This is a genomic window from Yoonia sp., assembly GCF_042093035.1.
Taxonomy (GTDB): Bacteria; Pseudomonadota; Alphaproteobacteria; order Rhodobacterales; family Rhodobacteraceae; genus Yoonia.
The window spans coordinates 1-12,183 of sequence record NZ_JBELFI010000080.1 but is presented as its reverse complement, the minus strand read 5'-3'; the positions used below and the strand labels follow the sequence as shown (position 1 = coordinate 12,183).

Sequence of the window (12,183 nt, the reverse complement as noted above, 5' to 3'; positions counted from 1 at the left end):
GCGAGGCTTCGGCACCGCGCGCACGAAGTCGGCGCACAGTTGATCGTCAGCGGCGCCTATGGGCATTCGCGGCTGCGTGAAGCGGTCTTTGGGGGGGCTACACGTGACTTGCTTGAAGCCGCCGATGTGCCGATCCTGATGTCACGGTGACCCCGCTCAGATTAGAAATCTTCGCCTGTCTCGAACTTGAGATCATCCAGGTCCGGTACGCGAATTTCGCGGCGATCGTCAAACGCGATCAACCCGTCCTTCTTCAAAGCTGACATTTGGCGGCTGACGGTTTCGATCGTCAGGCCAAGATAATTCGCCATCGTCTCGCGCGTGATTGGCAGTGTGAAAACCGCCTCTGCGGTTTCGGCGGGCTTTAATGCGGCCATCCGCACGGCGATCATATGCAAGAGCGATGCGATCTTCTCACGCGCTGTTTTGCGGCCCAGGACAAGCATCCATTCGCGGGCTGCGTCCAACTCATCCAAAGTCATCTCAAGCAGGCGGGTGCCGACATTGGGCGTATCCGCAATCATTGCCTCGAATGGTTTGCGGCGGAAACAGCAAAGCATCACATCGGTTTCAGCAACCACATCGCAATCAATAGTTTCACGGTTTGGACGACCCAGAAAATCGCCCGGCAACAACAGCCCGACCATCTGGATCCGCCCGTCAGGCATTGTCCTGGTCAGACTGGAGACGCCCGAGACAACAGACCCGACAAATTCCAGCGGATCACCGCCGAAAAAGATCGTCTGACCGGCCGAAAACGACCGATAATACTTGATCTCCTCCAATGCCAACAGTTCATCAGGATCGCATTTTGAGCAAACAGCATTGTATTTTATCGGGCAATTTGTGCAGGAGCGCAATTTAGGCACAGCGATCGTCATTAAAGGATCCCCAGTCGTCTTGAATACATCTCATTATGGCCGAGCGCGCGACAACTGGCTACCGACAAAACTGCCGCAGACAAACGTCAACCTCGGTTAAAACATGTTGATTTAATTTTATCTTTTAATTGCATACACTTACCTTCCGGCAACTCCTGAAAGCTCACGGGCAGCTTCGTTCAGGTCATCAAGATAGTCAATCAAATCAGGGATGTGGCGCCGCTGTTCGGGCGCATGAATCGACAAAGTGGACAGGAGCCGTCCGCGATTGTCCAAAATCGGCACCGCAATCGCGGTCATACCTGGCATGAATTCTTGATTATCAGTGGCATATCCCCTCTCTCGGGTTGCATCCAACTCCACCTTAAGCTTGGCAGGTTGGGTAATGGTGCTCTCTGTTTGCGGCTCAAGGGCGTAATTCTTGAGGAACCGGTCGAGGTAATCGGGCCGCAAGGTCGACAGATACATTTTGCCGCTTGCCGTGCAGTGGAAAGGCACCTCGGTACCCACGGGAAGCTGAATGCGCAATGGCCAATGGGTCTCGACCCGGTCGAGGTAAAACATGCCGTCGCGCTCTGGGATCGCAAGATTGCAGGTTTCGCCAACCTTCAACGCAAGCGATTTGAGGATCGCAAGGCGCACTGTGCGCACCCGTTCCGAAGACAACGTATTGATCGAAAGCTGACGCAGACGACGACCGGGGCTATAAGACCGGCCGTCAATGTCGCGTTGCAAAAACCCTTCGGCCTCTGCCGTGGCAAAGAGCCGGTGAATTGTCGGCTTGGGCAGGCCCAGCGTTTCATTCACCACAGATGGGGTTACGGGAACCCCGACTTTCGCAACCTCCTCCAGCAGCATCAGCAGCCGGAGGTTTGTCGGGATTTGGCCGGAGTTCTCAGTCTTTTCAGTCGTCATCGTAACCTATCGTTCAGGCAAAATAGCCAAGGCTGTTTCTGGCACCAAGGCCACGAAGAACCATACCGCCAGCAATGCGATGATGTATGGCACGATGTAGCGAAGCAACCGGAAATAGGGCACGCTGGTTACACCTGAGGCCACATAGAGGTTCAGGCCGTATGGTGGTGTCACAAAACCAATCGAAGCGCCCACCAAAAAGACAACTGCGAAATGGATCGGGTCGATTCCGACAGAGGCCGCGATAGGTGCAAGGATTGGCGCGAGGATGATTGTCACCGGCAGTGATTCCAAAATCATGCCCGTCACAAACACGATCGCCATCGATGTGAACAGAACCGCATAGTAACCGCCCATACCTGTGACAAAGTCGCCGATGAAGTCCTTCGCACCAAGTGACGACATGACCTGCTGCATCGCGACCGATACCGCAATCAATGGCACCAGAATGCCGGTGATCTGCGCGGAACGCGATACGATGCCGGGAACCTGCGGCAAAGTGAAACCCTGCACAACGAACATGGACGCCATGTTCTTTTCTTCAACAGGTGTATCATTCGCGCCGCCCATAATCTTGTTTAATGGGTAACACAGCAAGCCGATGAAGACACAGACACCCACGGTCACACCCGCAGCTTCAGTCGGTGAGAACTTACCGGTGTAAATGCCCCAAAGCACCAGACCAATGGCAAAGAAGCCCAGCCATGCACCGATTGCCGTCTTGAACAAGCGGCTGAATGAAAGCCTAATCAGAATACCCCAACCGTTGATTGTACAGATGATGAAGGCTGCCGTCATCATGCCCAAGACCATCAACGCACCCGGAATGATACCAGCCACAAACAAGTCAGAGATCGGAAGGTTCAGCAAAAAGCCGTAAACGATGAAGATGATTGACGGTGGGATGATGATACCAACCGTACCACCCGCAGCGGCAGTTGCGGCCGAGAACCGCTCATCATAGCCGCCCTTGACCATTTCAGGGTGCAGCATCGAACCGATGGTCGCTGTGGTAGCCGAGTTTGACCCCGAAATCGCCGCGAACAAACCACAGGCCGCAATCGATGCCATGGCCAGACCGCCACGCAACCAACCCAGACAGGAGTAAGCAAAATCTGATAGTCGTCGGGCAATGCCTGATTGGTTAATCAAGTCTCCGGTCAGAATGAACAACGGCATCGCAAGCAGTGCAAAGCCCTTGCTGAACACGTTAATCAGCTCGTTGCCGGTATTGGCCAAGGGCAGGTCAATAACAAAGCTACAACCGATGACCCAGTAAAATATAACCAGCAAAACTGGTGTTCCGAGCATGAACAAAACCGTCACGCCCAATGAAATCAGTGTAATGAGTGTACCGTCGGTCATTATACATCGCCTCCGATCACAGCTTGTTTGATGATCTGGTCACCGGATTTGTAGTTGCGCCAGTCTTCCAGCCAGTTGCCGACGACGCGGCCGGACATCAAGGTGAATGCAATCGGCACAGTGATATAGAACCACCACTTCATGACGTCATCGACACCGTCAACCAGTTGGAAGTTATCAGCCGAAAGAACCGTGAAACGCAGCGACGTCGTAACCGCGATCCAGCAAAAGCCAAACCAGAGCAACGCGTCCATGGTCAGCGTCGCTATCTGCCCCGTGGGGGGCATTTTTGAACGGAATTCGCTAAAGCTCAGGTGTGTGCGCAGCTTCACATTATATGAACACGCGAACCACGCCATAACCATAAACAGGAACGGCGGCACCGTGGTCGAACCGGACCACTGGCGCGAGAACACGAAGCGGTCAATTACACCCCAGAAGATGATCGCGGCGATAATAAGATATACGACGACCGAAATCGTGCGCTCAAGATGGCGCTCGATGAACGGGGCCGAGGTATACATGATGTGGACAAGTACGCCGCCAACAAAAGTCAGCACCAAGCCAAACAACCACATTCCGTTGGTATCGAATGCTTGTCGCATATCCCATGTACTGCCCGAGAAGATAGCAGGGACAATTGCCACAGCTTCAGCAAATATCGACATTTAGGTCTCCCCCCTTGATGTCATTTATTCTGCCACTGTGTGACAGGAAACGTTGAAAGAAAAGGGCCGACCGAACGCTTCATTCGGCCGGCCCCGGTCTTTCAGGTTAGTAAGAGAGCTGGATCAGCTCTTCCACCAACGACGTGGCTCGACGTTCTCTGGCAATGTGTTGCCATCGATCTTCCGAACTTCGTCATAGATCTCCTGGTATGTGTCCAGACCGCCGGACCAACCGTTCAGACGCTCGCGCCACTCTTCCCAGAGTGCTGGCTGATACTCAGGCGAGCACATCTCTTCGGCCTTCTTGATCTCAGCATCAGACAGGAACGCGTTGCGCACGTTGTTCTGAGCAAAGATCGTGTTTGGCAGCTGCGGATCGGACTGACCAACGGTATTAATCAGGGCAACTTCGTTGGCTGCCTGAACGTGTGTCTGTGCCCAATAGGATGATTCCATCACAGCATCTTGCAGGTAACCTTCGAGGCTGTCGAAGACCGAAGCCGACATTGCAGTGTGCTCTGTGCCGCAGAAGAAGTTCAGGTGAACCGACTGGGACACAACCGGCGCCATATTTGCGTAAGCCACCGCAGATGCCCATGTTTCGGCACCATCAATCAGGCCCTGCTTGAGACCATCGAGCGTTTCCTCCCATGCGACGGGAACCGGGTTCAGGTTCAAGGCTGTCATCGCGATGCGACCCAGCTGCGTTCCTGTCACGCGGTTCTTTGTGCCAAAAAGTTCCTCGATGGACGTCACAGTCGGCTTGTCTTCAAAGTTCAGACCCATCTGAATGCCGCGAAGCTCAGCATGGCTGAACAGGAACTTCAGACCGTGGCGCTTCTCATATGGCTCGCGAAGCAACGCCATGGACGCTGGTGAGTACAGGAAGTGATACTGGTCTGCGCGGTTACGGAACATATACGCGTAGTCCAGGACGTTCAGGTAAGGGGCACCACCGGCAGAGTTCTGGGTCGATGCTGCGTAGATATCAACGATGCCCTGCTGTGTTTTCTCAACGCAGGACGTCTGACCACAGATCTGGTTATCCCCAATAAATTCGACCCGAATCTCGCCATCTGTCCGCGCTTCGATATCCCGTGCAAATTCCATTGCGCCAGCACGCTCGATCAGCAGGTTACGGGCGTTAAAGCCAGCAGCACCGAATTTCAGCGTGTATTTCGCCGGTTTTGCAAAGCGCCGCTCATAGGTCGATGGCACCGCAGCCGCCAGGTTTGCAAGGCTCATTGCCCCCCCGAATGTACCCGCCGCCAGCAGCGTTGAGCTCATCCCGTATTGTCCTGCTAACTTGAACAGGTCCCGCCGCGAAATACGGCTGAGTTTATCTCCAATCATCATGTTTCCTCCCATGTTGTCGATTATTGAGACTGATAGTTTCAAAAAAGCCTAGTATAGTATTCGCAATCTGCATAGAGTTTTTTCAAAGAACAGGGAGAAAGAACCCATGGAAGCTGATTTTATCGTCATCGGAGCCGGGTCAGCGGGATGCGTTTTGGCAAATAGGCTGAGCGCGAATCCCGCGCATAAAGTCGTGCTACTTGAGGCCGGCGGTCGCGACATAAACCCATGGATCCACATTCCCGTGGGGTATTTCAAGACAATTCATAACCCCAAAGTTGACTGGTGCTACAAGACAGAACCCGATCCGGGCCTGAACGGGCGTTCAATCGAATGGCCGCGCGGCAAGGTTTTGGGTGGGTCATCATCGCTCAACGGCCTTCTGTATGTCCGTGGCCAACCACAAGATTATGATCGCTGGCGTCAGATGGGCAATACAGGTTGGGGTTGGGACGATGTGCTGCCGCTCTTCAAGCGCGCGGAAAAGAACGAGCGGGGCGCGGATGAATATCACGGCGATCAAGGCCCACTTTCCGTATCCAACATGCGGATCCAGCGACCGATCACAGATGCGTGGGTCGCGGCGGCACAAGCCGCAGGCTACAAATTCAACCCCGATTACAACGGCGCGGATCAGGAAGGCGTCGGCTTTTTCCAACTGACGGCCCGTAACGGCCGGCGATGCAGTTCGGCGGTGGCCTATCTCAATCCGGTCAAAAAACGCGAGAACCTGCAAATCATCACCCATGCGCAGGTCGACAAAATCCAGATCGAAAACAAGCGCGCCGTCGGCGTGAGCTACACAGATCGCAGAGGAAAAGTGCAGATCGTGAAAGCCAACAAGGAAATAGTGTTGTCAGGGGGTGCAATCAACTCGCCACAGCTTCTGATGCTTTCGGGTATCGGTGAGGCAGAGCAGCTTGCAACAAACGGGATCGACGTCGTGCAGGACCTGCCGGGTGTTGGCAAAAACATGCAAGACCACCTGCAAGCGCGCCTCGTCTACAAATGCAACGAACCAACGCTCAACGATGAGGTGTCATCTTTGGCTGGGCAGGCCAAGATCGGCCTGAAGTACCTGATGTTTCGCTCCGGGCCGATGACGATGGCGGCCAGCCTTGCCACCGGCTTTATGAAAACCCGGCAAGACATGGAGACGCCGGATATCCAGTTCCACGTCCAGCCATTGTCGGCTGAAAACCCCGGCAAAGGCGCCGACAAGTTCTCTGCCTTTACGATGTCCGTTTGCCAACTGCGCCCTGAAAGCCGCGGTGAGATCCGTTTGCAGGGCAATGACCCCAAGACCTACCCCAAGATCATTCCCAATTATCTGTCGACGCAAACGGATTGCAAAACCGTCGTCGCGGGCGTGAATATCGCCCGCAAGATTGCACGCCATGCGCCGCTGACGTCCAAAATCTCTCAGGAATACCGCCCCCATGCGGATCTGGATATGGACGACTATGATGCGACGCTGGACTGGGCGCGCAGCAATACGGCATCGATTTACCACCCGACTGGCACCTGCAAAATGGGCGACGGCAAGGACGCGGTCGTTGACGCACGGCTGCGGGTGCATGGCATCCAAGGACTGCGGGTCGCCGATTGCTCCATCATGCCAGAGATCGTGTCGGGCAATACCAACGCGCCCGCGATTATGATCGGTGAAAAAGCGTCAGATCTGATGCTGGAGGATGCATAGCGCGGCGATCTTGGTCTGGTCATTCGCCTACCTGCTGCCCCGGAATTATCAAAATGAAGACAGGCCCTGCGCGCTGGACAAGTCCGCCTGATCCAACGCCTTTTCTAGCGCTTTGCTGTCATTGGCAAGATCAGGCCCCAACGCGTTTCTTGTGGTGGCCCAGACGGATCAAAGCCCAGTCCTCTGTAGACAGAAATTGCCCGCTCATTTTCAGGATGAGGGTCGGTGGCAATAACAGGCACACCCAAATCAAACAAAGCCTGCATCCTTGCCGCGATGAAAGCCGACCCATGCCCCTAGCTGAGCATCTCGGGGTCTCCGATATATTGGTCAATGCCTCGTGACCCTTTGGGAAGATTGCCAAAATGATGATCTTCCCACCCATGCACGGGGTAATCCTGCATGAAGCCAAAGGGACGTTCATTCATTGATACAATCCAGCGCGAAACACGGGGATCATTCATCTCCTCCTGATCGTAGGGTTCTTCCGATATCCACCATCCGCGACCATGGGGCGCCGCTTGCCACCTTGCCATAAAAGCGAGATCCGCCACCGTTGCTCGGCGAAAGCCATACCTTTCGTCGGTCATCGTTCCCGCAGTCTAGCACCTTTCCCTTCGACGGAAACATCTTAGAAAATTCGGCCGCTGTGTATCTGGCAGACATCAAATCCAACATAGCTACTGTTCTTCATCCAACCATGCCTCAGCCGCGTCCTGTGCATCCAAATCAAAGCTCTTGATCTTAAGCCCGGGAATGAGTGCGCCCTCGATCTCTGCCGCTTTTTTGATCCACCCAGTATCGCTTACAACCGCGCATTTCTCGAACTTTCCCAGCAGCCCAAAGAGCTTTGGCAATTGCCCCATCTCAACGCCAAGAGCGCCAAAGGACGGCATGGCGAAATCAGTGATCCGGTAGAGCATCACCCCCGCGCTGACGTCCTTTGAGGCGGCGATTAATGCGTTCAGACCATTGCGCATCTCGTCTGCGTCAATCTGGCCATTCACCACGATATCCACGCGCTTTGGAGATTTATCGATAACTTCAAACATGTCTGGTTCTCCTTTGCCTTATGGCATCCATGCATGAAACCAGTCGCCCGTCGTTGATACGTATCAAATGCCCGGACATCGGGACACATTGACACCGCAACTGTCAACATGAACCCTTGACCCCCTCATCGGAATCGCAAAGACTGACCCCGATGGTTTTCATGTGCCGAAAATGCATGTGGGATGAAAAGGGAATACGGTGAGGAAGAGCCAAAGCGCGCCAAATCCGTGACTGCCCCCGCAACTGTAAGCGGCGAGTGACCCCGTAGATCACCACTGAGCGCAAGCTCGGGAAGGATCGGGCAAGCAACGACCCGCAAGTCAGGAGACCTGCCATCAATGGCGCTGCATTGCGCCGCACGAAACCAACCGGGCGGGGTGTCTGGACTGGCGACGATGATGGGAACACGGGCAAAGCCCGCGCAGACTTGCATGTCACCATTCCTGCCCCGCGCAATCGCGGAGGGCGAGATGGACCGGACAACGACACATCGGATTACGGTTTGCACATCTTGCAAGCACAAGGGCAGCAACTGCCGTCCCGGATATGAGCTGATCGAAAAACTGCGCAGAGCCATTGCCGCAGCGGGCGACATGATCGCCGAAGACTTCGCCATTTCCGGCGTGGCTTGTATGGCGGGCTGCGATCGCCCTTGCACCGTGGCCTATCACGGCACGACAAAGGCGACCTATCTTTTTGGTGACATGACCCCCGAAGATGACATCGACGATCTGGTGGATTTCGCCAGACAATATGCGGTGCTGCGTGACGGCTGGTGTTCCTCCGTTGATCGACCGGGCAAGCTGCGCAAATCCACCCTCGCGCGGGTACCAGCCGCGTTGATGGTGATCGAAGACACGAAGGCGTGGGTGTCATGAGCGGGATCACTCTTTGTGTCGAAAACGTCAGCTGGCGCCCCGGCAGGCGCGCGCCGCTGGTGTTGCACCCAACAAGCTTCTGCGTCCAGGCCGGGCGGGTGCTGGGCATTGTCGGGCCAAATGGCGCGGGCAAGTCGACGCTACTTCGGCTGCTTTATCGCTTTCAGACACCCAGCACGGGGCGCGTGTTGGTTGATGGGGAAGATCTCTGGACAATGCAGGCGCGTAAGGCCGCCTGTCAGATTGCCGCCGTACTGCAGGAACAACCCGCAGCCTTCGGCTTGACTGTCCGCGAAATCGTGGCCCTTGGGCGCACACCACATCAGCAAGGGTTTACGTCAACGGGGGCCCATGGCGCCGGTGTCGTTGCCCGTGTCATCGCCCTGCTTGATCTTGACGCGCTTGCCGATCGGCAATTCGGCACGCTTTCAGGGGGTGAACGCCAGCGGGTCATGGTGGCGCGCGCGCTGGCGCAAGAACCACAGATCCTGATTATGGATGAACCGACGAACCATCTTGATATCCGTCACCAGCTTGAAGTTTTGGCGCTGATCCGTTCTCTGGATTTGACCATTGTCGTTTCACTGCATGATTTGAACATGGCCGCTGGCATTTGTGACGATGTCCTGGTCCTCAAAGCGGGGCACACCCACGGCTTTGGCGCACCTGATGATCTTTTGACCGAAAGCCTGGTTTCCCAAACGTTCAGCATTGACGCCCGACGCGAAAGACTGGCACCCAGCGACACAAATCATCTGTCGTTCCACCTACCCCAACACTGAAATGACCCCTATGAAATTCTTCTTCGGATCCATCGCCCTGACACTCATGGCAGGCGGCGCAATGGCGCAAACAACCGTGCAAAGCTGCGACCGGAGCGTGACATTTGACGCGCCTCCGCAGGCTGCGGTTTCAAATGATGTGAACCTAACGGAGATGATGCTGGTATTGGGGCTGACAGATCAGATGGTCGGCTATACGGGCATCTCCGGCTGGAACAAGCTTGATCCGGACATGACGGCGGGCGTTGCAGCACTGCCTGAGCTATCTGAAAAATACCCCTCCAGAGAGGTCTTGATTGGTGCTGACGCTGACTTCTTCTTTGCCGGTTGGAATTACGGCATGCGCGTCGGTGGCGAGGTCACACCACAGTCCCTCGCACCGTTTGGCATTCAGGTCTACGAGCTGACGGAAAGCTGCATCCATATCGGCGAGAAAGCGGCCGCAACAATGGATGACATGTACAATGATCTGCGCAATCTGGGTGCGATCTTTGATGTCTCGGACCGCGCAGAGGCGTTGATTGCGGGTTATGAGGCAGAGCTTTCTGCGTTTTTTGCCAGCCTGCCCGCACTCGAAACCGCGCCACGGGTTTTTGTCTACGACAGTGGCGAAGATGCGCCTTTTACGGCTGGGCGCTACGCGATGCCGAACGCACTGATCGAGGCCGCCGGCGGGGTGAACATCATGAACGATTTTGATAAAAGCTGGGCGACCGTTGGCTGGGAGGCCGTTGTTGAGCGCAACCCGCAGGTCATCATTATCGTCAACTACGGCGAGGTGACCGCAGATCAAAAGCGCGAATTCATGATGTCAAACCCTGCCTTCGCCAATCTTGATGCGGTCAAGAACGACCGTTTCGTCGTGCTTGAGTATGTCGAGGCAACCCCCGGCCCGCGCAACATCGCAGCCGTGAAGAAACTGGCCGCCGGTCTGCGCGCGAACTGATCCGCGATGGAGCAACCCCCTGAGACCATCGTGGCAAGCAGCAGGCGATCACGCAGGCTGCAACTGACATTCGGGCTGGGCTTTGCAGTCCTGGCGGTTTCACTATCGCTCGCGGTGAGCGTGGGGGCAGTGGCGGTACCACTGTCCACAGTCTGGGGCATCATGTTCAACAAGCTCATTCCGGGGATCGTCGCGGCGGATTGGTCTGCCGGGCGCGAAGCGATTGTCTGGGACATCCGCCTTCCGCGCGCGATCCTTGCGAGCCTTGTTGGTGCAGGGCTCGCGATTGTCGGTGCCAGCCTGCAAGCCGTGACGCGCAACCCACTGGCGGACCCCCATTTGCTGGGTATCTCAGCAGGGGGCGCTTTCGGGGCGATCCTCGCACTATTGCATACCGGGTTGTTCATTGGTCTTTTGACCGTGCCGCTGTTGGCATTCCTGGGTGCGCTCGGGGCCACATTGATCGTGCTTGCGGTGTCCCAGATTGCAGCCGCCACCAGCGCAGACAGACTGGTGCTGGCCGGGGTCGCGGTCTCTTTTATCGTGATGTCGGGCGCTAATATCCTGATCTTTCTGGGCGACCCTCGCGCAACGCAAACGGTTGTGTTCTGGATGCTCGGCGGGCTGGGCTTGGCGCAGTGGAGCCAACTGGTCTATCCGCTGGTCATCTTTGTAGGCTGTGGTCTTTTTCTGCTGGCGAGTGCCCGCAAACTGAATGCGATGACGATCGGCGATGAAACGGCCGCCACGCTGGGCATTCCAGTGGGACGCTTTCGATTGACGATCTTTGTTGTAGGGGCATTGATAACCGGCGTGATGGTCGCTTTCTCTGGCATCATCGGATTTGTCGGATTGATGATTCCGCATATCGTGCGGCTGATTGTGGGGGGCGATTACGCCCGCGTTTTGCCTGTCTCAGCGCTATGCGGCGCGATCTTCCTCGTCTGGGCCGATATTCTGGCGCGCACGGTGATGGCACCTGATGATATTCCGGTCGGGATTATTACCGGGCTTATTGGTGGCGTGTTCTTTGTGTGGCTCCTTGGGCGGAAACCGAATTAGCCACATTTGGAATAGCCGCAGGAACCGCAGGTCATGCAGCCCTCAACCATCCGCAGGTCATATGAACCACATGATGAACACGCCTTGCCGCGCGGCGCGCCATTGATCGAAACCACGTCTGCCTGTGGATCAGCCTTCAGCCCCATGCCCTCACCCGCCAGAAAACCGGTGGAGATCATGTGTTTTTCAATCACCCCGCCAATTGCGGCTAAGATCGATGGCACGTATTTGCCTTGCATCCATGCCCCACCGCGGGGGTCAAATACCGCCTTCAGCTCTTCGACAACAAAGGACACGTCACCACCGCGCCGGAACACGGCAGAGATCATTCGGGTCAAGGCGACCGTCCAGGCAAAATGCTCCATGTTTTTGGAGTTGATGAACACTTCAAAGGGACGTCGGTGACCGGCAATCACCAGATCGTTTACCGTGATGTAAATTGCATGTTCGCTGTCCGGCCATTTCAGCTTGTAAGTGGCGCCTTCCAGCTCTTGCGGGCGGTCAAGTGGTTCGGACCTATAGACGACTTCGCCATCAGACGGGAACGCCACGCCACCGGCCACGTCGGAGCCTCC

At 55.7% G+C, this 12,183-nt stretch carries 13 protein-coding genes, 1 pseudogene and 1 riboswitch; of the genes and pseudogenes, 6 read left to right on the top strand and 8 right to left on the bottom strand.

Going from position 1 to position 12,183, the window contains the following annotated elements:
* Nucleotides 1-150 (top strand): universal stress protein (locus tag ACFDSS_RS10470; protein WP_375255691.1); only part of this gene is annotated, 150 nt, incomplete at its 5' end.
* 11 nt (nt 151-161) lie between these two features.
* Here ACFDSS_RS10470 and fnrL read toward each other — a convergent pair.
* From fnrL to ACFDSS_RS10445, 5 genes are all read right to left on the bottom strand, one after another.
* Nucleotides 162-881, bottom strand: coding sequence for a transcriptional regulator FnrL (gene fnrL / locus ACFDSS_RS10465; protein WP_375255690.1), 720 nt, complete (start codon nt 879-881; stop codon nt 162-164).
* Between the two features lie 138 nt (nt 882-1,019).
* Nucleotides 1,020-1,796: an IclR family transcriptional regulator gene (locus ACFDSS_RS10460; protein ID WP_375255689.1), complete on the bottom strand. Its 777-nt coding sequence runs from the start codon at nt 1,794-1,796 to the stop codon at nt 1,020-1,022.
* 6 nt (nt 1,797-1,802) lie between these two features.
* Nucleotides 1,803-3,161 carry a TRAP transporter large permease gene (locus ACFDSS_RS10455; RefSeq protein WP_375255688.1) on the bottom strand — a complete coding sequence of 453 codons (1,359 nt, stop codon included), beginning with the start codon at nt 3,159-3,161 and terminating at the stop codon, nt 1,803-1,805.
* A complete protein-coding gene (locus ACFDSS_RS10450; RefSeq protein WP_375255687.1) occupies nt 3,161-3,829 on the bottom strand; it encodes a TRAP transporter small permease in 669 nt (222 codons plus the stop codon). The genes ACFDSS_RS10455 and ACFDSS_RS10450 overlap by 1 nt, the downstream gene beginning before the upstream one ends.
* Nucleotides 3,830-3,952: 123 nt before the next feature.
* The gene (locus tag ACFDSS_RS10445) at nt 3,953-5,185 is read right to left on the bottom strand and encodes a TRAP transporter substrate-binding protein (RefSeq protein ID WP_375255686.1); all 1,233 of its coding nucleotides are present in this window, start codon (nt 5,183-5,185) and stop codon (nt 3,953-3,955) included.
* Between the two features lie 106 nt (nt 5,186-5,291).
* Here ACFDSS_RS10445 and ACFDSS_RS10440 point away from each other — a divergent pair, with 106 nt between their 5' ends.
* Nucleotides 5,292-6,887: a GMC family oxidoreductase gene (locus ACFDSS_RS10440; protein WP_375255685.1), complete on the top strand. Its 1,596-nt coding sequence runs from the start codon at nt 5,292-5,294 to the stop codon at nt 6,885-6,887.
* A gap of 296 nt (nt 6,888-7,183) precedes the next feature.
* On the opposite strand, the gene ACFDSS_RS10435 is transcribed toward ACFDSS_RS10440, so the two are convergent.
* Nucleotides 7,184-7,477, bottom strand: a complete 294-nt coding sequence (locus ACFDSS_RS10435; RefSeq protein WP_375255684.1) for a GNAT family N-acetyltransferase — start codon at nt 7,475-7,477, stop codon at nt 7,184-7,186.
* Between the two features lie 90 nt (nt 7,478-7,567).
* Nucleotides 7,568-7,939, bottom strand: coding sequence for an STAS/SEC14 domain-containing protein (locus ACFDSS_RS10430; protein ID WP_375255683.1), 372 nt, complete (start codon nt 7,937-7,939; stop codon nt 7,568-7,570).
* A 136-nt stretch (nt 7,940-8,075) separates the two neighbouring features.
* Nucleotides 8,076-8,292: riboswitch (cobalamin riboswitch) on the top strand.
* Between ACFDSS_RS10430 and ACFDSS_RS10425 the strand changes: the two genes are divergently transcribed.
* The 4 genes from ACFDSS_RS10425 to ACFDSS_RS10410 all read left to right on the top strand — a co-directional run bounded on the left by ACFDSS_RS10425 (nt 8,279) and on the right by ACFDSS_RS10410 (nt 11,608).
* Nucleotides 8,279-8,818 carry a DUF1636 family protein gene (locus tag ACFDSS_RS10425; RefSeq protein WP_375255682.1) on the top strand — a complete coding sequence of 180 codons (540 nt, stop codon included), beginning with the start codon at nt 8,279-8,281 and terminating at the stop codon, nt 8,816-8,818. (Overlaps the previous riboswitch by 14 nt.)
* Nucleotides 8,815-9,600 carry an ABC transporter ATP-binding protein gene (locus ACFDSS_RS10420; protein ID WP_375255681.1) on the top strand — a complete coding sequence of 262 codons (786 nt, stop codon included), beginning with the start codon at nt 8,815-8,817 and terminating at the stop codon, nt 9,598-9,600. The genes ACFDSS_RS10425 and ACFDSS_RS10420 overlap by 4 nt, the downstream gene beginning before the upstream one ends.
* Before the next feature lie 10 nt (nt 9,601-9,610).
* Nucleotides 9,611-10,546: an ABC transporter substrate-binding protein gene (locus tag ACFDSS_RS10415; protein ID WP_375255680.1), complete on the top strand. Its 936-nt coding sequence runs from the start codon at nt 9,611-9,613 to the stop codon at nt 10,544-10,546.
* Nucleotides 10,547-10,552: 6 nt separating this feature from the next.
* Complete coding sequence (locus ACFDSS_RS10410) at nt 10,553-11,608, top strand: FecCD family ABC transporter permease (protein WP_375255679.1); 1,056 nt, start codon at nt 10,553-10,555, stop codon at nt 11,606-11,608.
* On the opposite strand, the pseudogene ACFDSS_RS10405 reads toward ACFDSS_RS10410, so the two are convergent.
* Nucleotides 11,605-12,183: pseudogene (locus ACFDSS_RS10405) on the bottom strand (ribonucleoside-diphosphate reductase, adenosylcobalamin-dependent); the annotation flags it as partial. The gene ACFDSS_RS10410 and the pseudogene ACFDSS_RS10405 overlap by 4 nt on opposite strands.